At 69.3% G+C, this 21845-nt stretch carries 14 protein-coding genes; 1 reads left to right on the top strand and 13 read right to left on the bottom strand.

Annotated features, from left to right (window positions below):
* Nucleotides 1-23: 23 nt before the first annotated feature.
* The 6 genes from AL755_RS06640 to AL755_RS06615 all read right to left on the bottom strand — a co-directional run bounded on the left by AL755_RS06640 (nt 24) and on the right by AL755_RS06615 (nt 8546).
* The gene (locus AL755_RS06640) at nt 24-3098 is read right to left on the bottom strand and encodes a glycoside hydrolase domain-containing protein (protein ID WP_054010334.1); all 3075 of its coding nucleotides are present in this window, start codon (nt 3096-3098) and stop codon (nt 24-26) included.
* A 206-nt stretch (nt 3099-3304) separates the two neighbouring features.
* On the bottom strand, nt 3305-4813 hold the full coding sequence (gene gatB / locus AL755_RS06635) for an Asp-tRNA(Asn)/Glu-tRNA(Gln) amidotransferase subunit GatB (protein WP_054010333.1): 1509 nt from the start codon (nt 4811-4813) through the stop codon (nt 3305-3307).
* Nucleotides 4813-6363, bottom strand: a complete 1551-nt coding sequence (gene gatA, locus AL755_RS06630; protein WP_054010332.1) for an Asp-tRNA(Asn)/Glu-tRNA(Gln) amidotransferase subunit GatA — start codon at nt 6361-6363, stop codon at nt 4813-4815. Before gatA ends, gatB begins: the two co-directional genes overlap by 1 nt.
* 3 nt (nt 6364-6366) lie before the next feature.
* A complete protein-coding gene (gatC, locus tag AL755_RS06625; protein WP_054010331.1) occupies nt 6367-6663 on the bottom strand; it encodes an Asp-tRNA(Asn)/Glu-tRNA(Gln) amidotransferase subunit GatC in 297 nt (98 codons plus the stop codon).
* A gap of 65 nt (nt 6664-6728) precedes the next feature.
* Nucleotides 6729-8063, bottom strand: a complete 1335-nt coding sequence (locus AL755_RS06620; protein WP_054010330.1) for an LssY C-terminal domain-containing protein — start codon at nt 8061-8063, stop codon at nt 6729-6731.
* A 105-nt stretch (nt 8064-8168) separates the two neighbouring features.
* Nucleotides 8169-8546, bottom strand: a complete 378-nt coding sequence (locus AL755_RS06615; protein ID WP_054010329.1) for a RidA family protein — start codon at nt 8544-8546, stop codon at nt 8169-8171.
* A 227-nt stretch (nt 8547-8773) separates the two neighbouring features.
* Between AL755_RS06615 and AL755_RS06610 the strand changes: the two genes are divergently transcribed.
* Complete coding sequence (locus tag AL755_RS06610) at nt 8774-10315, top strand: carboxylesterase/lipase family protein (RefSeq protein ID WP_054010328.1); 1542 nt, start codon at nt 8774-8776, stop codon at nt 10313-10315.
* Nucleotides 10316-10336: 21 nt separating this feature from the next.
* Here the strand turns inward: AL755_RS06610 and AL755_RS06605 are convergent, their stop codons facing one another.
* From AL755_RS06605 to AL755_RS06575, 7 genes are all read right to left on the bottom strand, one after another.
* Nucleotides 10337-10834 (bottom strand): GNAT family N-acetyltransferase, encoded by a 498-nt coding sequence (locus AL755_RS06605; RefSeq protein WP_445290494.1) that lies wholly within the window; start codon nt 10832-10834, stop codon nt 10337-10339.
* Nucleotides 10835-10914: 80 nt separating this feature from the next.
* Nucleotides 10915-12273: a CoA transferase gene (locus tag AL755_RS06600; protein WP_082368975.1), complete on the bottom strand. Its 1359-nt coding sequence runs from the start codon at nt 12271-12273 to the stop codon at nt 10915-10917.
* Between the two features lie 51 nt (nt 12274-12324).
* Nucleotides 12325-13293, bottom strand: coding sequence for a DMT family transporter (locus tag AL755_RS06595; protein WP_082368974.1), 969 nt, complete (start codon nt 13291-13293; stop codon nt 12325-12327).
* Between the two features lie 145 nt (nt 13294-13438).
* Nucleotides 13439-14278: an inositol monophosphatase family protein gene (locus tag AL755_RS06590; RefSeq protein ID WP_054010326.1), complete on the bottom strand. Its 840-nt coding sequence runs from the start codon at nt 14276-14278 to the stop codon at nt 13439-13441.
* Nucleotides 14275-16554, bottom strand: coding sequence for an NAD-dependent DNA ligase LigA (gene ligA / locus AL755_RS06585; protein ID WP_054010325.1), 2280 nt, complete (start codon nt 16552-16554; stop codon nt 14275-14277). Before ligA ends, AL755_RS06590 begins: the two co-directional genes overlap by 4 nt.
* Before the next feature lie 82 nt (nt 16555-16636).
* Entirely contained in the window at nt 16637-21073 is a 4437-nt protein-coding gene (locus AL755_RS06580) for an FtsK/SpoIIIE domain-containing protein (RefSeq protein WP_054010324.1), read from the bottom strand.
* The gene (locus tag AL755_RS06575; protein ID WP_054010323.1) at nt 21070-21774 is read right to left on the bottom strand and encodes a hypothetical protein; all 705 of its coding nucleotides are present in this window, start codon (nt 21772-21774) and stop codon (nt 21070-21072) included. The genes AL755_RS06580 and AL755_RS06575 overlap by 4 nt, the downstream gene beginning before the upstream one ends.
* Nucleotides 21775-21845 lie beyond the last annotated feature (71 nt).

Genomic DNA, 21845 nt, shown 5'->3' with positions numbered 1-21845 from the left:
TTCGCGTTATGCCTTCCGCAACGCTATGCCCCGTCGATGACCAGCACGATCCCGCGGCGCGGCTCCACCGCAATGGTGTCCCCGGGCGCGAAGGCCGCGGCGTCCTGGAAGCCGTCAATGCAGGGCGCCACCCGGGACGCCTGGGCAAGGCGCGCGAACTCGGGCGCGAACTCCAGCGTCACGGAGACCGTTTCCGGCGCCCAGCTGGCCAGCGCCGTCACGAGTCCGGACGGCGTAATCCAGGACGTGGCCAGCACCTCGGGGTGGCTGCTGCGCACGGGCACGTTCAGGGCCCAGTGCCCCAGCATGGGCGCCTCGGCCAAACCATGCGCGGCCCACAGTTCCCACAGGGCCCGGTTGTCCACGCGCGGCGCCCGGCCGGTCATGCCGAAGACCAGCCCGCGCCACGGGTTGCCGCCACCCTCCAGCATCTCCCCCATCAACCCAAAGGGAATGCCGGAAACTTCCACGAGCCAGTACGCGGGGTCCGTGTTGTCGTAGTCGAAGTATTCGCCCAGCCACAGCCTGTCCGTGTACGGCAGCTGTTCCATGTACATGTTCGCGGAGGACGCGAACCCGTCCTTGTCGTTGAACTGGTTGGCCGAGTGGATGTCGATTTCCGGGTCGGCGCAGCGGGCCGCCAGGACCTTGCGGACACGCTTCATGGCCTGGCGGTCGTAGGCGATGTCGTCGAGGTAGATCCCGTCCAGGCCGGTCTTGCGCACCAGCTCGTCGAGGCCGCGGATGTACCAGTTTTGCAGGCGCGACTCCCCCGCCGTCACCACGGCAATGTCGTCCACATTGGGCGCATGCCAGGCCGAAACGTAGTTGGCGCCCGCGTGCTCCTGCGGCCAAATGTGCCCCTTGCCGGGTCCGTCGCTGAAGATTTCGTGCCCCAGGGACAGCATGGGCAGCAGGTCCGGGCTGTGCCCCGTCAGCTCCCGCACGGTGTCGTAGACCTTGACCTTGAGCCCCGCCGCATGGGCCTCCGTGGTGTACTCCGCCAGCGCATCGGCGTGCAGCAGGGGGTCGTTGATGAACGGGGCCAGGGCTGTGGCGTGGTGGATGTTGATGACGCTGGCGCCGGTCGCGGCAATGTCCGCAACGCTGCCCTGGTCGTGGAAGTAGCGGTTGCGCAGCTGCCGGGCCGGGTCGATGGGCTTGAACGGGGTCAGGAGCAGCCGGAAGCCGTAGTTCAGGCTCTCCCCCGGCTCCATGGTGCGGCCGCCGCTGAACGCCTGGAGCACGACGGCGCCGCTTCCGTTGGCGCTGCCGGCCTCCCTGAGCGTGATGCCGGGAACCCGGGCCGTGTCCGCCCCGGGGTTGGCCCAGGAGTCGGGTGCGATGAGCGGCTTTTCGCGGTAGAAGTTGGTGTTCAGCGGACGTTCGTAGTTGTCGTCGCGAAGCGCCAGCTGGACGCCGATGTTGCTGTCGCCAAGCCACAGCGAGTCCTGGTTCCTGGTGGCGACCTCCCACGTCCAGTCGATGCCGGCCGGGCGGGTGCCGCCGGGCACGCCGAGCCCCATGGCATACGGGACCGCGGCGGGGTCGAGGGCAAGGTTGAGGGATACATCGTTCAACTCCACGGCCCCGGCACCGTGCGGGACGGTGAGGCGGACGGCGAAGTCGGCGGCGCCGTCGGCCTCCAACCGGCCCTCCACGGTGACCTGCAAGGCGGTGTCCGGGCTGGTCCACGTGCACGTCCAGCCCACGCGGGCCGGGCCGTAGGTGGTGATGGCCAGCGGCGAGTACGCCCATGCCACGGCGCCCTGCGCCAGCTCCGGCACCAGGTTCAGCGGTTCCAGGAGCAGCGCACGGGCGGGGCCGTCAACGGCCGTCACGGCCGAGGTGAACGTCGATTCCAGCTGCGCCGGCAGGCCGTTGGGGGCCAGCTGAACCGTGCGGCCCAGGATGGCCAGCGTGCGGGCGGCCTCGTCGATCTCCACGGCAGTGTAGGGTGCCACGAGCTCGTCATCCTGGGCGAGGGTGGAGTCCAGCCACGCCAGGCGACGCAGTTCGCGGGGGTCGCCAAAGCCGCCGGCGGCAATGTCGGGCTCGGCTTCGTCGGCCACCTCAAGGCGGACCGGCAGCTCGGCGCTCCCGGCGGACGTGGACACCGTGATGACGGCCTCCACGGTTGATCCGGCGGACGCGGCGGGAACCGGGACCACCACGTACAGCGCCTGCACGGCGCCGTCGGCCACGGCCAGGGTCTTGCTGAACGGTCGGCCCAGGCGGTCGACGCCGGCCGTGTTGATGCAGCGGGCCGCGACCTCGCCGCCGTCGGCCCGGGCGGCCACGTCTACGGACACTCCCGTCAGTTCCGCCTGCGCGTAAAGGCCCAGCTGGATGACGTAGTCCTCCCCCGGCTGGGCCGACAGGCACAACAGCCCGGCAGCGGTGCCCGGCACGGCGGCCGGCCCCGCGATGGCCCAGTGCGCCGGGATGGCGTCCTTCATCGAGATCGCGTGGCGGCGGTCCTGGGCAAAGAGCAGGAACGCCGCGCCGGCGTGGGCCTCGTGCAGGGCGGCCAGTTCGGGCTCCGTTGCGGTGAAGTTCATGGGGGCAAAGTTGTCCCACTTGCTCGCGGCCTCATAGCGGACGGCGGTGGCGGCGGGGTGGGCGGTGTGGAAGCCCAACTCGAACGACCACACACTGGCGGCAACGGAGTTCACCCAGGCAGGGTCCGCCGTGGGACGGGCGGGCAGGTACTCGGCCTGGGGGTAGTAGGAGTGGCCCATCATGGCATAGGGCAGGTAGTGGAAGAAGTAGTCGCCCGCGCCGTCGACCGGCTCGAACGTGAACATTCCGGCGGCCCGGTCCCGTTCCCCGGCCACGACGTTGCGCACGCGGGTTCCGGTGGCCGCGGAGACCACGACGACGTCGACGTCGGCCGGTGCGGCGTCGTGGCGGCGCCACGGCAGGGTAACCGTGGCGGCACGGCCGCCCTGCGGGAGCTCGGGTACGGACACCACGATCCTGTGGTTGCCGTACAGCAGTTTGTCCCACTGGCCGATGCCGCAGTCAAGTTCGGGGTGCAGGCGTTCGGGTGCGCTCAGGCGGGACGGGACGGACGTGGCAAGTGCCGGGGTGGGCATGGGAAAGACTCCAAGAGGTATCGACGGTGATACCCAATCATTTCCTGAATGTTCATGATTGCAAAGTGCTATTACGATTCACAATTACTCATATTGGCGCCCGGCGCGGCACGTGGACTCGCGGCCCACGTAAAAATGCGCCCGTTTCCGCATTCGGCGCCCGTCGGAACGGGTGCGGAACGCGGAAACGGGCGCAGTTGTGGAAACTAGCCCTCGACGCCGAGCGTCTTGAGGATCAGTTCCCGGACGCGGGCCGCGTCGGCCTGGCCCTTGGTGGCCTTCATGACGCCGCCAACGATGGCACCCACGGCCTGGACCTTGCCGGCACGGATCTTGTCCGCAACGCCGGGCTGGGCGGCCAGGGCCTCGTCGATGGCGGCCTGCAGGGCGCCGTCGTCGGAGACCACGGCCAGGCCGCGCTTGGCGACGACCTCGGCGGGCGTTCCTTCGCCCTCGAGGACGCCGTCGAGCACCTGGCGGGCCAGCTTGTCGTTGATGCTGCCTGCGGCGATGAGCTTCTCGATCTCCACCACGACGGCGGGGCTGACGCCCAGCGCGGCGGGGTCGACATCGGCCAGCTTGGCGCGGCGGGCGATCTCGCCCATCCACCACTTGCGGGCGGACGCGGCGGAGGCGCCGGCGGCGACGGTCTCCTCGATCTCGTCCATGAGGCCGGCATTGACCACGTCACGGAACTCGAGGTCCGTGTAGCCCCACTCGGCCTGCAGGCGCTTGCGGCGCACGGCCGGCGGCTCGGGCAGGCGGGAGCGCAGCTCCTCGACCCACTCGGCCGTGGTGACGATGGGCACCAGGTCCGGTTCCGGGAAGTAGCGGTAATCGTCGGCGTCGGACTTGGGGCGTCCGGACGTCGTGGACTTGGTGTCCTCGTGCCAGTGGCGGGTTTCCTGGATGATCTTCACCCCGGAGTCGAGCACGGCGGCGTGGCGCTGGATCTCGAACTTCACGGCGTTCTCGACGGCGCGCAGCGAGTTCACGTTCTTGGTTTCCGTACGGGTGCCGAACTTCTCCTGGCCGTAGGGGCGCAGGGAGACGTTGGCGTCGCAACGGACGTTGCCGCGTTCCATCTTGGCGTCGGAAACGCCCAGGTTCTTCACGATTTCCCGGATGGCCGCAACATACGCCTTGGCCAGTTCGGGGGCGCGGGAGCCGGCACCCTCGATGGGCTTGGTGACGATTTCCACCAGCGGCACGCCGGAACGGTTGTAGTCGACCAGGGAGAAGTCGGCGCCCTGGATGCGGCCGGTGGCCCCGCCCATGTGGGTCAGCTTGCCGGCGTCCTCCTCCATGTGGGCGCGCTCGATCTCGACGCGGAAGACGGTGCCGTCCTCCAGCTCGATGTCGATCCAGCCGTCGTAGCAGATCGGGTCCTCGTACTGGGAGGTCTGGAAGTTCTTGGGTGTGTCCGGGTAGAAGTACTGCTTGCGTGCGAACGTGCAGTGCTCGGCGATCTTGCAGTTCAGCGCCAGGCCGATCAGGATCGAGGACTCAACGGCCTTCTTGTTCACCACGGGCAGCACGCCGGGCAGGCCCAGGCACACCTCGTTGACGTTCGTGTTGGGCTCGTCGCCAAACTCGTTCGGGGCGGAGGAGAACATCTTGGTCTTGGTGTTCAGCTCCACGTGGACCTCGAAGCCCAGGACGGGATCGTACTTTTCCATGGCTTCTTCGAAGCTCAAGATGGTGTCAACGCTCATTAGTTAGCCTCCTTGGCTGCAAGGGTCTCGACAAGCTCGACCAACGACGGCGCCTGGTCCAGGATGGGGCCGCCCCACTGTGCCTCGAGCAGGGATTCCAGCACGGCGCCCACGCGGTACAGGCGGGCGTCCTCGCGGGCCGGGGCCAGCAGCTGGATGCCGACGGGCAGGCCGTCTTCATCGGCCAGGCCGCCGGGCAGGGTCAGGCCGGGGACGCCGGCCATGTTGGCCGGGATCGTGGCGATGTCGTTCAGGTACATGGCCAGCGGGTCATCGAGCTTTTCGCCCAGCTTGAACGCCGTGACGGGCGACGTCGGGGAGATCAGCACGTCGACCTGTTCGAACGCGGCGGCGAAGTCGCGCTGGATCAGGGTGCGCACCTTCTGGGCCGAGCCGTAGTAGGCGTCGTAGTAGCCGGCGGACAGCGCATAGGTGCCCAGGATGATGCGGCGCTTGACCTCGTCGCCGAAACCGGCGGCGCGGGTGGCGCCCATGACGCGCTCAATCGTGAGCGGGCCTTCGGTGGGCAGCGTGCGCAGGCCGAAGCGGACGCCGTCGAACTTGGCCAGGTTGGAGGAGGCCTCGCTGGGCATGATCAGGTAGTAGGCGCCCAGTGCGTAGCCGAAGTTGGGGCAGGAGACCTCGACGATTTCGGCGCCGGCGCCGCGCAGCAGCTCCAGGGATTCGTTGAAGCGGTTCTCGACGCCGGGCTGGAAGCCTTCGCCGTGCAGCTCCTTGATGATGCCGATCTTCATGCCGGCAACGTTGCCCAGGCGGGCGGCCTCGACGAGGCCCGTGGAGGCGTCCGTCAGCGAGGTGGAGTCCTGGGGGTCGTGCCCGCCGATGACTTCCTGCAGCAGTGCGGAGTCCAGCACGGTCCGCGAAACAGGGCCGATCTGGTCCAGCGAGGAGGCCATGGCGATGGCGCCGTAGCGGGACACCGCACCGTAGGTGGGCTTCACGCCGACGGTGCCGGTGAGGGCGCCGGGCTGGCGGATGGAGCCACCCGTGTCGGTGCCCAAGGCCAGGGGGGCCTCGAAGGCGGCGACGGCGGCCGCGGAGCCACCGCCGGAGCCTCCGGGGATCCGGTCCAGGTCCCACGGGTTGCGGGTGGGGCCGTAGGCGGAGTGCTCGGTGGAGGAGCCCATGGCGAATTCGTCAAGGTTGGTCTTGCCCAGCATGGGCATGCGCGCGGCCCGGATCTTCTTGATCACGGTGGCGTCGTAGGGGCTCATCCAGCCCTCGAGGATCTTGGAGCCGGCCGTGGTGGGCTGGCCCTTCGTGACGATCAGGTCCTTGATGGCGATCGGCACGCCGGCGAGCTCGTGGAGCTCCTCACCGGCGGCGCGGCGGGCATCGACGTCGGCGGCGACGGCGAGCGCCTCCTCGGCGTTGACGTGCAGGAACGCGTTGACGCCGCGTTCCCCGCCGTCGACGGCGGCAATGCGGTCAAGGTGCGCCTGGACCAGTTCCACGGAGGTGATCTCGCCCGCGACAAGCTTGGCGGCCATGGCGGACGCGCTGGAACGAATGAGTTCGTTGGCAGTCATGGCTTAGCTCTCTTCCAAAATTGCGGGGACCTTGAAGCGGCCGTCGGCGGAATCCGGGGCGCCGGAGAGCGCCTCCTCGGCGGACAGTACGTGGCCCACCACGTCCTCGCGCATGACGTTGGTCAGCGGAATCGGGTGCGAGGTGGCGGGAACGTCGGCTCCCGCAGCCTCGCTGACGCTCTTGACCGAATCCACAATCACTGCCAGTTCATTGGCCATGCGGTCCAGTTCGTCGTCGCTCATCTCGATGTGAGCGAGTTGCGCCAGGTGCGCCACGTCCTCACGGTTGATCGCAGCCATGGATCTCCCCTGCAAAAAGAATAGAAGTTGTCCCCACTAGCTTATCCGCCATGGCAGGCGTGAAATCACGAAATGCTGTGAGTTTCCCGTTTCCGCGCCCAGAGCCGGGAGTGCCGCGCGGACAGGGCCAGCAGGACCAGGATGTCCAGGGGCAGGCCGAAGACGTCGTTGTGCAGGGTGAACCGTTCGCCGTTGACGAAGTCGATGGCCGCGAGCACTATCAGCAGGCCGCTGAAGGTCATGGCGGCAATCCTGGCCCAGTTGCTGCCCCGGAAGACGAGGACGGCCAGGAGCAGGTATGCCAGGATGCCCACGGCGGCCAGCACGATGATGACGTTGACCGAGAGGTCCAGGTCCGCGGCCTGTGCCGTGGTGAGGGTGGAGGCGGCATCGGCGATGATGGTGCGCCGCTCCCCCACGATCCGGGCCACGGTCACGGCGCCGACCACGACGCGGATGGCCATCAGGAGGACGCCGAGCAGGGTGGAGACGGGCCGGCGCCGTGCCCGGGCGGCCCGTCGGGCGGCCAGGTCTGCGCCGAGAGGTATGCCGTCGGGCGGCACGGGCACCTTGCTGACGTCGACGACCGGCAGGTTCCCGTCCGTTTCGATCGTGTCGCCGCCGCCGTTGCGGGAGTGGTAGCCGGTGGAGAAGTCGGCCAGGACCCGCACCTCGACGTCGGTGTTGTCCTCCGTGAGCGTTGCCACGATGTGGTCCCGCTCAATGTCGGTATCGGCGTCGATCTTGTGCGTGATCTGCAGGGTGAACAGCGAAAACCCGACGGCGCGGTCGAAGGTGCCGGCGGCCAGCCAGTCCGTCTTGTGCCCGCCCGGGAGCAGCCAGTCCTCCGGGCAGCGCCAAAACCGCACGTGGTGGCGCTTGGCGGGGTTGCCCGCCACCTCCTGCTGGTAGGCGAGGTCCTGTTGCCGGCCGAACAGCATCAGCGGGCTCACGGGCGCCTCGTCGTAGCTGCGCCGGAAGATCGTGGAGGTGACGATCCGGCGGCTGGAGGCGAGGGTGACGTCGTCGGCGCGGATCCAGCCGGCCCGGGTCATGGCCTCGTTCAGCTGGTCCTCGGCGCCCACCACGGCGACGTTGATCGGGTCCCCGAGCAGCCCGTCGCTGGTGCGGGCCCGGCCGATGAAGTAGTCGGGGACATAGATGCTGGTCAGGATCCGGTGCAGGCGCGGCAGCACAAGGTAGGCCAACACCAGCCAGAACAACACGAAGTACGGCACCAGGTACCAGCCCCAGGACTGGCTGTCCGAGAGCACCAGCCACGCCAGCCACAGCGCCGCGACCCCGCTGAAGACAAAGACCACGTTGTCCAGGAGCGCGTTGACGGAACGCCGCCGGGTGCCGCGGCGCAGGCTCCGCGGCGAGCCCGGGAGCTTGCTCATTGGCTTCGGCCCGGACGCTGGGCTTGGACACATGGCCTCATCCTAACCTTGCGCCCCGGTTTTTGGCCCGGGTCCCCGCAATCCCCTGCGCCCGGGGCGTGTCCGTCAGCGCTGGGCGACGAGTTCGATCTCGACCTTCATGGCGGGGTCGAGGAACGGCAGCACATGGACGAGGGCCAGGGTGGGGCGGATCTCGCCAAAGACCTCACCGTGGGCCCGGCCGGCCTCTTCCCAAGCGGCAATGTCGGTCAGGTAGATCTTGGACTGTACGACGTCGGCAAAGGAGAAGCCGGCTTCGGCCAGCACGGCGTCGAGCTTCGTCAGGATGTAGGCGCTCTGCTCGTAGAAGCCGTCGCCGACAACCGTGCCGTCCGGACCCGCTGCCGAGGTCGCGGAAATGTACAGGGTGTCGTTGACCTGTACGGCCCGGGAATAACCGAGGGTCTTTTCCCAGCTGGAGCCGGAACCGAAGATTTTGCGCACGCGGATGTCCTTTGCGTCGTGGGGCTTCGCGCCCCGTCAGTGGAGCCACCACTCTAAGGGCGGACCCTCCGGCGGGCGGACTTCATTGCGTTTTTCTACGACGCCCGTCCAGGTCCGTGGCCCCGCGCTCTTGCATTTCCGTGAATTCCCCCGTTGGGTAATAAGGGGGAGATGGATCCGTCCCCGGCCCGCGTCGCAGTCAAGCCAGCCCCGAGTGAGGACAGTCCATGGAACAGCAATCCGAGTTCGCCACCCTGACCGGCCCGGTGGTCAGGACGGCCTCGGGTCCCGTCCGCGGTGTCTGGCGCGAGTGCAGCGGCACCGGGCAGTATCGGCGTTCCGCTGCGTTCAAGGGGATCCCCTTCGCCCAGGCGCCCGTGGGAGCGCTCCGTTTCGCTGCGCCCGTTCCGCCCGGGCCGTGGGAGGACGTGCTGGACGCCGTGGCCGACGCCCCCACCCCGCAACGCGAAACGTTGAGTGAAGTCACGCTGATCCCCGCGCCGTCCATCCCGGGCGATTCCACCTTGAATGTTAACGTTTTCACCCCGGATCCGTCCGGCGCCGCCGCCCTGCCCGTCCTGGTGTACATCCACGGCGGCGGGTTCACGGCGGGCTCCCCCGCCAGCCCCTGGTTCGACGGCACCGCGTTCAACCGCGACGGCGTCGTGACGGTCTCGGTGTCGTACCGGCTTGGTTTTGACGGATTTGGCTGGATCGACGGGGCGCCGCACAACCGCGGCGTGCTGGACTGGCTGGCCGCGCTTGAGTGGGTGCAGGAGAACATTGCGGCGTTCGGCGGCGATCCCCGGCAGGTCACCATTATGGGGCAGTCGGCCGGCGGCGGCGCCGTGCTGACACTATTGGGCATGCCGAGGGCGCAGCACCTCTTCAACCGGGTCCACTGCGTTTCCGGTGCCTTGGCCGACATTGCCCCGGAACGGGCAAAAACCATCGCCGGCCGGCTGGCCGCACTGGCCGGCGTCGCAAGCACCTGGGACGGTTTTGCCGGCATCGACGAACTGACCATCCTGGAACTGCAGATAAAGGCCCAACACCCGGAGGGCGGGCCGCGCAAGTCCGCCGCCATGCTCAAGGCGCTGTTGGCGGGCGGGCTGTCGTACGGCCCCCTGGTGGACGGCGAGCTGATTGCGCGGCCCACCCTTGATTCGCTGCGTGCGGGTGTGGGCGCGGACAAGGGCCTGGTGATGGGCACGGCCGACGACGAATTCTCCATGGCGCTCGACACCGCCCCCAAGGCCATGCGGCTTGTCCCGGCGCGGTTCCTGCTGGGCGCGGCTGGGCTGAAGGGGGCCCCGAGATCGGCCTACCTGGCGGCGAACAAGGAGGTGGCCGGGAAGGGATCGGTGGCCGTGCTGGGCCGTTACATCACGGATGTGGCGTTCCGAAAGACCGTGTTGGAGGTTTGTGCCGCGCGCCTGGCGGGAGGCACGGCCGTGGCGCGGCCCACCCAGACCTGGCTGTACAGGTTCTCCTGGCCCAGCGGCGTGTTTGGCCGGGCCGTGCACTGCCTGGATGTGCCGTTCATCTTTGATTGCCTGGACTCCGTCAAGGTCGACGCCCTGGCCGGCCCAAACCCGCCCCAGGGCCTCGCCAACGCGGTCCATGCCTCCGCGGTGGGGTTCGCGGTCCGTGGCGAACCGGGCTGGCCGGCCTGCGAGCCGGGCAGCGAAGTGACCATGGTCTACGACGTACCGTCCTCGACCATCCGGGACGGCTACGCCTCGACCCGCCCGCTCCTTGCAATTTAGGCCCGCGACGTAAGCCCGGCCCTACAACTCCATGCGGTAGACGCGGAGCATCTTGCCGTTTTCGGGGATGGGCCAGTCGCGTTCCGGGACCCTGGTGAAGCCAAGCTTGCGGTACAGGGCGTGCGCACCGTGCCAGTCGTCGCCCGTGGTGAGGCTGACGGCGCGGATCCCGGGGGTTTCCCGGGCCTGGGCCAGGATGGCGTTGACCATGGCCCTGCCGGCGCCGCTGCGCTGCACGGCCGGGTCCACCACCAGGAGCCGGAATTCCAGCTCGTCCGGCAGGGCGATGTCGGCCCATTCGTCACCGTTCACCGCCAAGGTGGCCGAGCCGATCACCACGCCGTTGCGTTCGACGACGATGATGGGCGCCACCGCGGCCCGCTCCCCCACGCGCATGATCTTTTGCATGTACGGGTATTCGGCGCTGTCAAAGTACCCCGCGCCCAGGTAGGCGTCGGCGGTGATGCGGGCGACGGCGTCGTAGTCGGCGGGGGTGATGGGGCGGACGGTCAAGCTCATGGGTGGGGGCATTCCTTGCGGCGTGGGTGGCGGGGCTCAACAATTCTATGCGGCGGCCGGTTCCGTTCCTGCTGCCGGTCCTAGCTGCCGGCCGGCCAGGCTGCAGGGGCCGAACCATAGCCCCGCGCCTCGACGCCGGTGTGTGCCGGCACGCCGTCGATCTGGATGGCCGGGGGCAGCCGGAGCCCCTGGCCCCAGGCGGTGTGTTCGGGGAGCATGGCCGAATCGGCCACGTGGGGCAGGGTGCCCGACGTCGGGGAGGTGCGCATCAGCTCCACGGCCGTGCGCGCCAGCGACAGCCTCGCGTTCCGGGCCGTGCCGTCGAGGCGTTCGCGCCAGGCATCGACGGCGGCGGCCGCAACCAGGTAGCCGGTGGCATGGTCGAGCGCCTGGACGGGCAGCGGGACGGGTTTGTCGGCGGCAAAGTGGGCCATGCCCGCCTGCGCGATGCCGCAGCTCATCTGCACGAGTGAGTCAAAGCCGCGCCGGTTGGCCCAGGGCCCGCTCCAGCCATATGCGTCGAGGGCGATGTTGACCAGGCCGGGGTGGCGCTCGGCCAGGGCATCGTCGGAGAGGCCCAGCCGGGCCAGGGCGTCGGGGCGGTAGCCGTGGATGAAGATGTCGGCGCCGGCCAGCAGCTCATGCAGCGCCGCCAGGCCGCCGGGCGTTTTCGCGTCCAGCCGGGCGCAGTGCTTGCCGCTCGTCATCTCGGGTTCCAGCGCGGGTTCCTGCCAGTCGGGCGGATCGATGCGCAGCACTTGTGCCCCGTAGTGTGCCAGGAAGCGGGTGGCCACCGGCCCGGCGATGACCCGGGTCAAATCCAGCACGCGCACCCCGTCCAGCGGTCGGCGCCCGGTGGCGGGCCGACCGCGGCCGTGGGCACCGGCGTCGGGCGTCCCCACCGCGCGGGCCCTACCCCAGGCGGTCAAGGGTTCGGCGGCCACCGCGGCACCCTGCGGATGAGCCGTCCACTGGGCAGGCGAGCGCATGAGGGCCGCACAGCCGTTCGCGGCCACCACGGCGTCCTCGAGTTCCTGCCCGGCCCAGGCGGGGACGACGGCGGCAACCCGCGCCCGGTCCGCATCCGCGGGCAGGCCGAGCACCGCGAGGGCGGCGGCCCGGTGGTGCGGGGCGTTGGTGTGGAGGCGGATCCAGCCGTCCGCACAGGCGTAGTCGCCGGCGATCGGATCCCAGGGTGAGGGCAGCTCCCAGCCGGAGGGCTTGAAGGACATGCCGAACCACAGCGCCGCCAGGTCCCGGTCGAGGTGCAGCTGCGGGTCCGCGGCCCCCAGTCGGCGGGCCAGCCGGGCCATGGCGGTGCCGGCCTCCGCGATGGATGCCACGGCGAGGCCGGACACATCGAAGGCCGAGTCCAGGGTGCCGGTGCCCGTGAGTTGCAGGTTGCGCGGGGGAAGGAAGATTCCGTCTCGTAGCTCCATGCCAATACGGTACTCCGGAACCTGCGCGGGAGTTCGGGCCAGGGGCCGGGGTTACTCGGCGTCTGCCGTGCCGGGGCCCGCGGCGGCGCTGCCGCGCCGGGACCGCCGGCCGCGCAGGCCCTGCGTGAGGCCGGCCAGCCTGCCCTGGCTGATGGCGATGCCGGCCACCACGACGAGTGCCCCGAGGGGCTGATTCCAGGTCACCGGCTCGGACAGGACCAGTACGCCGAGGCTGACCCCGACCACGGGCGTCAGGTAGGTCACGGTCGACGCGTTGGCGGCGCCCCAGGCGGCCACCAGGTTGGTGTTCCACACGTAGGCCAGGCCCGTGCCGGCCACGCCCAGGACCAGGATTGCGGCGACGATCCGCGGCGTGAGGTGGACGGGGGTGGTGGCGATCCATGGCGCCATGGCAAGCATGATCACCGCGCCCAACCCCACCTGCACCGTGGCGACGGCGAGCGAGGACAAGCCCCGCGGGGAAACGAAGCGGCGAAGGTACACGAATCCCATGCCGTAGCAGGCCGTGGCGAGCAGGCAGGCAAGCTGGCCGGCAACGGATCCCCCGCCCACCAGGCGCCACGGGCCCAGGACCAGCAGCACGCCCGCGAAACCGGCGATCAGACCCAGCAGGCGGGCCCTGGTGGGCCTTTCCTGGGGCAAGGCCACAAGGGCCACGAGCGTCGTCATGAGCGGCGTCGTGGCGTTGTAGATGCTGGCCAGTCCCGAGGCGATGCTTTGCTCCGCCCAGGAAAACAGCAGGAACGGGGCCACGCACAGTAGCACGGAGACGACTGCCAAATGCGCCCAGACAACCGGTTCGGAGGGCAGCTTCCTGCGGGTCACGAGGCAGACGACGGCGAGGGCCGCGGCGCCGGCACACAGCCGGCCCAGCACCACCTGTGCCGGCGACATTCCCTCCAGCCCGATCGCGATGAACAGGAAGCTGGCACCCCAGACGAAGGCCAGGATCACGAACTGCAGCAACGGCCAGTTGCCGGCCATTTTGGGGGTGGGCATGCGCAAAGTCCGTTTCCGTCGGTCAAATCCCGTTGCGGTGTTCCGCAGGGGCCAATCTTATAGACGAAAGAACCGGCCAAAACGTGAGGTCGAAGGTGCCGCGGTGATCGAGCCGGCCGAAATCAAACGGTCTCCATCGCACCGGTCACTCGGCCGGGGCGAAGCCGCCTTCCAGGCCGGGCACGCAGGCGCCGGTCCAGACGGAGAGGACCTCCTCACGGGTGGGCAGGCCGTTCATGGCCGAGCTCAAAACGGGCCGGTGGACCCAGGCTCCGGCCTCCTCGGCGATGAGCCCGCCGGCGGCAAAGTCATGTTCAAAGAGCCCGTACTCCAGGTACGCGTCCACGCCGCCCTCGGCCACGGCGCACAGTTCAAGGGCTGCCGAACCGAGCCGGCGGAAGTCGCCAAAGTGGTCCATGCGGGCATCCAGCTCCGACACCAGCCGGCGCCGCACGGCAGGCTCGTACGTCAATGCCGTCGACAGCAGGGTGCCGCCGCGGGCGTCCCTGGGGCCGGTGAGCTGCCGCACGGACTGCACGCCGTCGGCGCGGGTCTCGTCCAGCCAGGCGCCGCCGCCGCGGGAGGCAAAATAGGTGCGCCGCAGGGCCGGTGCGTCGACGACGCCGGCCAGCCAGTCGCCGTCGGGCCCCATCACGGCCACGGAGGTGCCGTAGTAGGCGATGTTGCGGATGAAGTTCATGGTGCCGTCCAGCGGGTCAAGGCTCCACCGGTACCCGGAGGGTTCGGCCGGGAGCGCCGGCGCCAGTTCCTCGCCCGTGATGACGTCGTGCGGGCGGGCGTCCTCGATCACGGCCCGGACGGCGCGCTCGGCGGCCACGTCGAACGCGGTGACCCAGTCGGCGTCGGAGGACTTCTCCGTGGCACCAAAGGCTGATGCGTCGCGGGCTGCCAGCACGGAGGCCCCGGCAGCGGCCGCGCGCAGCGCCACCTCCAACAATTCGTCCACGGTCACGTTCTGGCTCATGCGGGCTCCCCTTCGTCGATCGTTTCAATATCCGTTTCCGCGGCCGGGCCGTCCGCCAGCAGGCGCACGAACCCTTCCTCGTCCAGGACCTTCAAGCCCAGCGATTCGGCCTTGTCCAGCTTGGTGCCGGCGTTCTCCCCCGCCACCACGTAGGAGGTGTTCTTGGAGACCGAGCCCGAGGCCTTGCCGCCGCGGGTGATGATGGCCTCCTTGGCCTCGTCGCGGCTGAAGTTCGGCAGCGTGCCGGTCACCACGATCGTCAGGCCCTCCAGGGTGCGCGGGGTGGATTCGTCCACCTCGTCGGCCATGCGCACGCCGGCGGCCGCCCAGGCGTCCACGATGTCCCGGTGCCAGTCGACGCCGAACCATTCAATCAGGGCCTCGGCGATGATGGGGCCGACGCCGTCCACGCCGGCCAGCGCTTCTTCCGAGGCGGCCCGGATACCGTCCATGGACCCGAACGCCGTGGCCAGGGCCCGCGACGCCGTGGGGCCCACGTGCCGGATACTCAGTGCGACGAGGACGCGCCAGAGCGGCTGCGCCTTGGCTTTTTCGAGCTCCTCGTAAAGCTTTTCGGTGGTCTTGGTGGGCACCGAGGGTTTCTTGGCCGTGGCCTTCGTGTAAAAGTACGGCACCTGTTGGAAGCGGCCAGTGCCTTCACCCTTGCTGCGGATCTCGCGCCAGACCACCACCTCGGACAGGTCCAGTTCGGCGATGGTGAAGACGTCAGCCTCGCTGGTGAGCGGTCCGGGTCCGGCCGGGGCGATGACGCCGCCGTTCTCGGTAGGGTCGGGTCCAGGACCGGAGGTCAGGGCCGCCGCGGCCTCGTAGCCGAGCGCCTCGATGTCGAAGCCGCCGCGGCCGGCCAGGTGCGCCACGCGCTCGGTCAGCTGGATGGGGCAGGACTTGGCGTTGGGGCAGCGGATGTCAATGTCGCCCTCCTTGGCGGGCGCCAGTGTGGTGCCGCAGGACGGGCATTCGGCGGGCATGACGAATTCGCGCAGCTCAGCCTCCCGGCCCTCGCGCAGGGCCATGACGGGGCCCACGATTTCCGGGATGACGTCGCCGGCCTTGCGCAGCACCACGATGTCGCCGATCAGCACGCCCTTGGCCTTGACGACGTCCTGGTTGTGGAGGGTGGCCCGTTCCACGGTGGAGCCGGCCACCTTGACCGGTTCCATGATGCCGAATGGGGTCACCCGGCCCGTGCGTCCCACCTGGACCTTGATGTCCAGCAGTTTCGTGTGGACTTCCTCGGGCGGGTACTTGTAGGCGACCGCCCAGCGGGGCACGCGGGAGGTGTTGCCCAGGGCCCGCTGCGTGGCGAAGTCGTCCACCTTGACCACGATGCCGTCGATCTCGTGGATGAGGTCGTGGCGGTGCTCGCCGTAGTGGGCGATGAAGTCGAGCACCTCTTCGAGTGTGTCCAGGACCTTGTAGTACGGGCTGGTGGGCATGCCCCATTCGTGCAGCAGGGCGTAGGTCTCGGACTGGCTGGTGGTTTCAAGCCCCTCGCGGGCGCCGATGCCGTGCACGTACATACTCAGGGGGCGCTTGGCGGTCTCGGCCGGGTCCTTTTGGCGCAGCGAGCCGGCCGCCGAGTTGCGGGGGTTGGCGAACGGGGCCTTGCCGGCGGCCACCATTTTCTCGTTCAGGGCCGCGAAGTCCGCCGAGGCGATGAACACCTCTCCGCGGATCTCCACCTCGGCCGGGAAGTTGCTGCCATGCAGGCGCTGCGGGATGTCCTTGATGGTGGCCACGTTGTGCGTGATGTCCTCGCCCGTGGTGCCGTCGCCGCGCGTGGCCGCCCGCACCAGCACGCCGTCGCGGTAGAGCAGGTTCACGGCCAGGCCGTCGATCTTCAGCTCGGTGAGCCACTTCGGGGCCAGGCCGTGCTGCTTCTCCACCGACCCTTCGGCCTTGCGCAGCCAGGCCTCGAGTTCCTCGAGGGAGAACACGTCCTCCAGCGAGTACATGCGGCTCAAGTGGTCGACGGCGGCAAACGCCACCGACACGTCCCCGCCCACCACCTGGGTGGGTGAATCGTTCGTGACGAGCTCCGGGTGCAGCGCCTCGAGCTTCTCCAGATCGCTGTAGAGCGCGTCGAATTCGGCGTCGGAGGCCAGCGGGGCGTCGTCGTTGTAATAGGCGGCCCGGTATTTTTGGACCAGCTCCACCACTTCGGCGTACCGTTCGCGGTCGGCGTCCGCCGGGACGGGGCCCTCCGGAATGATGGTGTCGGGGTCGGGCTCGTTGGCATCTTGCTGGCTAGTCACGGTTCCATCTTGCCTTAAATGTCCCCGCGGCGCTCCCAAAAAGAAGGCGCGCCGCGGGTCTCGACAAGCTCGACCAGCGTGGTCAGCGTTCGTGGTCCATCGTGGTGGCGACCTGGAGCTTGAACGCCTTGCCGCGGCCCACGACGTAGCCGCGCCCGGGGATGAACTTGTTGTGGTGGATCCGGCCCAGCGGGGTGTTCATGAGGGTGTCGCCCTCGAGGTCGCCGGGGTTCATGAGGACGCCGCGGCGGCCGGCCTTGAACAGCCCCGAAAGGTTCCAGGCCCCGGCCCAGGTGGAGGATTCGGCCTCGCCCACCACGAAGTGCCCGCCCTTGACGGCGGACTTGATCAGCGTGACCAGGTCCATTTCCACCTCGGTGTCGGAGAATTCGGTGACGCCTTCGATGAAGATCGCGAGTTGGCCGCCGTCGGCCTCGGCCTCGCCGATGAGCCGGCGCAGTTCCGGCTCCACCTGCTGGTTGGTGGCGAACGATTCGTCCCAGACGGGCATGCCGGCCACGGCGGATTTCCGTGAGCCAAGGTAGATGCGCCGGGTGGCCGGCGTCGACCGTTTCAGCGCCTCGGCGAGGGTGACCAGGGCGGTGGTGCGGCCGGATCCCGGCGGGCCCGTGAGCATGAGCGCCCCGTGCGCGGCCAGGCCGGCGGGTTCGAGGTTGAAGTCGTCCACGCCGATCATGACGTGGCCGGGGGCTGCGGCGGGCAGCACGTTCAAGTCCAGCGACTCGGGCAGTGCGTCGATGCCGGGCGCGGTGGGCACGCCCTGGCGGAGCATGGCGTCGGCCAGTTTTTCCACGGCGCGCGCCTGCAGGGCCAGGTTCGCGTTGCCGCCGAAGATGGCCAGCTGGACCTCGCCGCCGTCGATCATGCCGCGGCCGGGCGGGGACGCGGCGTCAAGCACGTCGCGGGGCAGGCCGAGGTTGGAGTAGTCGTCCGTCACCGCCATGCGCAGCACCAGGGTCCGCTGCACGGAGGCGGCCAACGACGCCGGCAGCGACTTGGGGCTGTCCCCGGCAAGGACAAGGTGCACGCCCATGGGACGGCCGTCGGTGGCGATTTGCTGCAGCGTTTCGAACTGCGTCACGCCCACCCGGAACTCGTACAGCTCCCGGAAGGCGGACAGCCCGTCCACCATGAGCAGGATGCGCGGCTCGTCGGGCTTGTTGGCCAGGCGCCGGTATTCGGCGAGGGTGCCGGCCTTGACGGCGGCGAAGGCCTCGGCGCGTGCGTCTATGGTGGCGCGCAGGTGGCGCAGCAGCCGGCCCACGCGTTCGTTGTCCTCGGCGTTGATGATGGCGCCCACGTGAGGCAGGGCGGCCAGCATGGCCAGGCCGTTGGAGGCGGCGTCGATCCCGTACACCTGCACGGGCCCGCCGCGCGGGGTGATGGCCGCGGCGATGGCCAGGGTGCGCAGGGCTGCGGACTTGCCGGAACCGCCGGCGCCCAGGATGGCCATGTTGCCGTCCCGGTCCGGTTCGAAGAACACCGTGGGCTGGGCCTGGCGTTCCGGATCGTCCAGGACGCCGAGCAGCAGTTTCTCGTCCGTGCGCGGATTGGGCAGCTTGGAGAAATCGTAGGTGTCCGCGAGCTCGCCCAGCCACGGTTTGCGGGGCGCCCTCACGCCCAGTTCCGCCGCGGTGCGGGAAATGGTCGCCACCACGCGGGCAATGTCGTTGGGGCCGGCGGACTCCTCCACGGGCGCCTCCTCCAGCTCCCGTTCCCAGGCGGCACCCGCGCCGAAGTCCATCTCCACGATGTCGATCCGTGGGCGTTGCGGGGTCCTGGTGGTCCAGCCCCCGGCGTAGCCGGTCTGGAAGCCCTGGATGCGGCCGGGGCCGGTCTTGGCGGCGCCCCGGCCGGGAATCGTGGGACTGAAGTAGGCGGCCGTGGGCTCGCCCAGGATGTCCCGGGAGTCGTCCTCGTCGGCCATGCGCAGGGCGATGCGCATATTCGTGTTGGCGCGCAGGTTGTCCTTGATGACCCCGGACGGGCGCTGCGTGGCCAGGATCAGGTGCAGCCCCAGGGAGCGGCCGCGGGCGGCAATGTCGACCACGCCGTCCACGAACTCGGGGACCTCCTTGGCCAGGGCGGCGAACTCATCGACCACGATGACCAGCGACGGCGGCGCCTCCGGGTCGGCTTCGCGCTCCAGGGCCAGCAGGTCCTTGGCCTTCTTGCGGTTGAGCAGGTGTTCGCGGTGGTGCAGTTCGGCGCGGAGGCTGGTCAGGGCCCGGCGCACCAGGTGCGGGGACAAGTCCGTGACAAGCCCCACGGTGTGCGGCAGCTTTACGGCGTCGGCAAAGGCCGCCCCGCCCTTGTAGTCCACGAACAGGAAGGATAGCCGGTCGGGGCTGTAGGCGGCCGCCATGCCCAGCACCCAGGCCTGCAGGAACTCGGACTTTCCGGCTCCCGTGGTGCCGCCCACCAGGGCGTGCGGTCCCTCGGTCTTCAGGTCCAGGTACATGGGCTCCACGCCCTTGGACCCCACCAGGGCACGCAGCGAGCCCTGGTATTTGCGGTTCTTCACGGCCCGGGACGCCACGGAGTTGTTCTCCAGCCAGCGGTCGGCAACGCCCGCGGTTTCCTCGACCAGGTCATGGCCGGCCAGCGCCACATAGGAGACGCTGCGCGGCAGGTCGGAGTCGTCGTCGACCGGTTTGCCGGTATCCACCACGGGGGCCAGCATGCGTGCCAGCGTCGAGGCCAGGCCCGCGTCAACGCTTTCGCAGCTCACGGGGTAGGTCAATTCGCCGAGCCGCACCTGGCCCGTGGTGGCGGTTTCGGCGACGTGGATGAAGTCGCGGCACGACGCCGGCAGCGACTCCACCGCCCCGGCCACCCACACCACGTGGACGCCGACGTCGGCCCCGGATTCGCTGAGCCGGGTCAGCCGGCCACGGTCCACCTTGACGTCGTCCTCGACGACCACGAGCAGTGCGGGCAGCACGGGCGCCGGAATCTCGCGCTTGGCCGGATCCACCCGGCCGCGGTGCGGTGCCGAGTGCGCGGCCAGCGTGGCGCCGCGGGTGAGGATGAGTTCCTCCAGGGACGCCAGCAGCACGCCGGCGGCGCCCGTGCCCGCGGCAAGGTGGTCGGCGGCGAGGGGCGAATGTACCGAGCCGACGTGCGGGAGCCATTGCAGCCATTCCCAGCGGTCCTTGGATTCCATGGACGTCATGGCGGCCACGGCCAGTTCGGCCGGCGAGTGCAGGCCCACGGCCTGGAGCACCAGGGCCCGGGCGACGTCGTCGACCACGCCGCGGGGACCGGCCACCCCCACTGCTCCGGAGTGCCGCAGCTGCGCCACGACGGGCACGGCGTCGATGGCGGAAAACTCGGTGGTCAGGTCCAAGATCTCGGCCATGAACTCGGGCAGCGTGTTGCTGTCGGTGGGCGCCTTGACGGGGGTGCGGGACGGTTGCCGGCCCACACCGAGCCGCAGCGAGAGGAACGCGGCGTGTTCGGGGCGGTGGGTCCACAGCAGCGGGCCCAGCTTGTAGATGGCGTCGGCGGTTTCCGCGGCGGACGGGCATTCGGCGAGCCGCACGGCCCGTTCCACCTGCTGGCGTTCGGTCATTTGGCGGCGGAATTCCGCCGCGGCGCCACGGAAATGCGCAATGTTTTCGCGGGTGTCCCGTTTCACCTGGAACTTTTGGTCATAGTAGCTGCCCATCAGCATGAGCGGCATCATGGCGATGAAGATCAGGCTGTACGGGCTCCTCGTCACGGCGAACATGATGGCACCCATGATGACGGGGGCCACCAGCATCACGAGCGGAAAGCGTTCCCTTTTGGGCCGTTGCGGGCCGCTGGGCACGGTTTGTTCCTCCGCCGTGAAGGAGGGTACCACGCGGGGCGAGCGGTTGAATTCCACGAGCGGGCTGGCGGGTCCGGACTGCGTGCCCCGGCCCAGTCCGACGACGGAGATCCGACTCTCCCCCAGCGTCACCTCGTCGGAGGAGCCCAGGACGGCCCGGGAGATGGCGACGCCGTCCATGAGGATGCCGTTGGCGGAGCCGGTGTCCACGATTTCCACGCTCTCGCCCACCGTGATGCGGGCGTGCCGTTTGGACGTCATGGGGTCGCTGAGGCGTACGTCGGCACCAAAGTCGCGGCCCACGTAGCTGGTGCCCTGCGGCAGGGCGAATTCCTTGCCCGTGTCCGGGCCGGCCAGCACGCGCAGGGTGGCCGCGGCCGGGCCGCGTTCGTGGGAGGGCAGGTGGAACTGTTCGCTGACCTGGGTCAGGGATACCGTGGCGCCGGGCCGGAGTCCGGATTCCTGGAGGTTGGCGTCTGGGGCCAAGGTGCGCCCGCGCAGGGCGCCCACCATGGATTCCTCCACCAGCAGGGACAAGTTCTTTGGCGGTGCGGCACCCCTGCGGGCGGGGTCGGCCAGGTACAGTTCGGTGGCGATGTCGCCCACCGTGGCGAGGCCGTCCACCGTGACGGCAAGGTTCGCGTCCTCGGCGGGCGATCGCCGCAGGGTCAGCCTGATCCTCATGCGTCATCCGCATCGCGCTGCGCGTCGAGCAGGGGCAGGTCGTCGGGGGTCACCAAGTGCGAGGTGACGGCGTGCTCCACGAGCCGGGCGCGCCGGTTGGTGGCTAGCCTGCCGCTGCCGCCGCGCAGCCCGACGACGCCCACCCGGTCCAGCTTGTCGCATACATTGTCGAGTTTGCGGTTGAAGCGGGTCAGCGCCCAGCCCAGGCGGGCCGCGGCCTGCGCCGAGGACGGGATGGAGCTGAATCCGGTGCCGCCGCGCCGGAGCATGGGTTCGGCCAGGGCCACGATCAGGGCCTTCTGCGACTCCGTGAAGATGACCGGACCAATGGTGGTGGACCCGGCGGAGTCATCTTCGCGGCTGTGCGCGGTGAACGACGGCGTCTTCAGGTGGACGGAGAATTCGTAGGTGGTGGGCCCGGCCGTGAAGATCACGTTGGTGTGCGCGAAGACCAGCGGAATCCGGGCCCCGGGCGCCATCCAGGCCTGCATGCCGCCGGCCGCGTCGGCCACGGTGGCTGAAAGCATGGTGCCGGCGTTGCTCAGCCACCAGATGCCGTCGTAGCGGCTGATTTCCAGGAATTTGCGGTGCAGATAGGGGTTGTCGTCGACCTCCAGATCGCCCTCCCGGCCGATGCTGAAAACCGTATCGGGTGCGGGTTCGTACCATTCACCACAAAAATCGATGGCGAGTTCCCCCATGACGGACCCTGCTTTCCCTTGCTGACTTATGGTTCTGTTCACTGCTGCTTCGTGCTGCATGGCCGCGCTGT

The organism is Arthrobacter sp. ERGS1:01, from assembly GCF_001281315.1.
In the GTDB taxonomy this organism is placed as follows: Bacteria; Actinomycetota; Actinomycetes; order Actinomycetales; family Micrococcaceae; genus Specibacter.
This window is presented reverse-complemented; position numbering and strand designations above follow the sequence as displayed.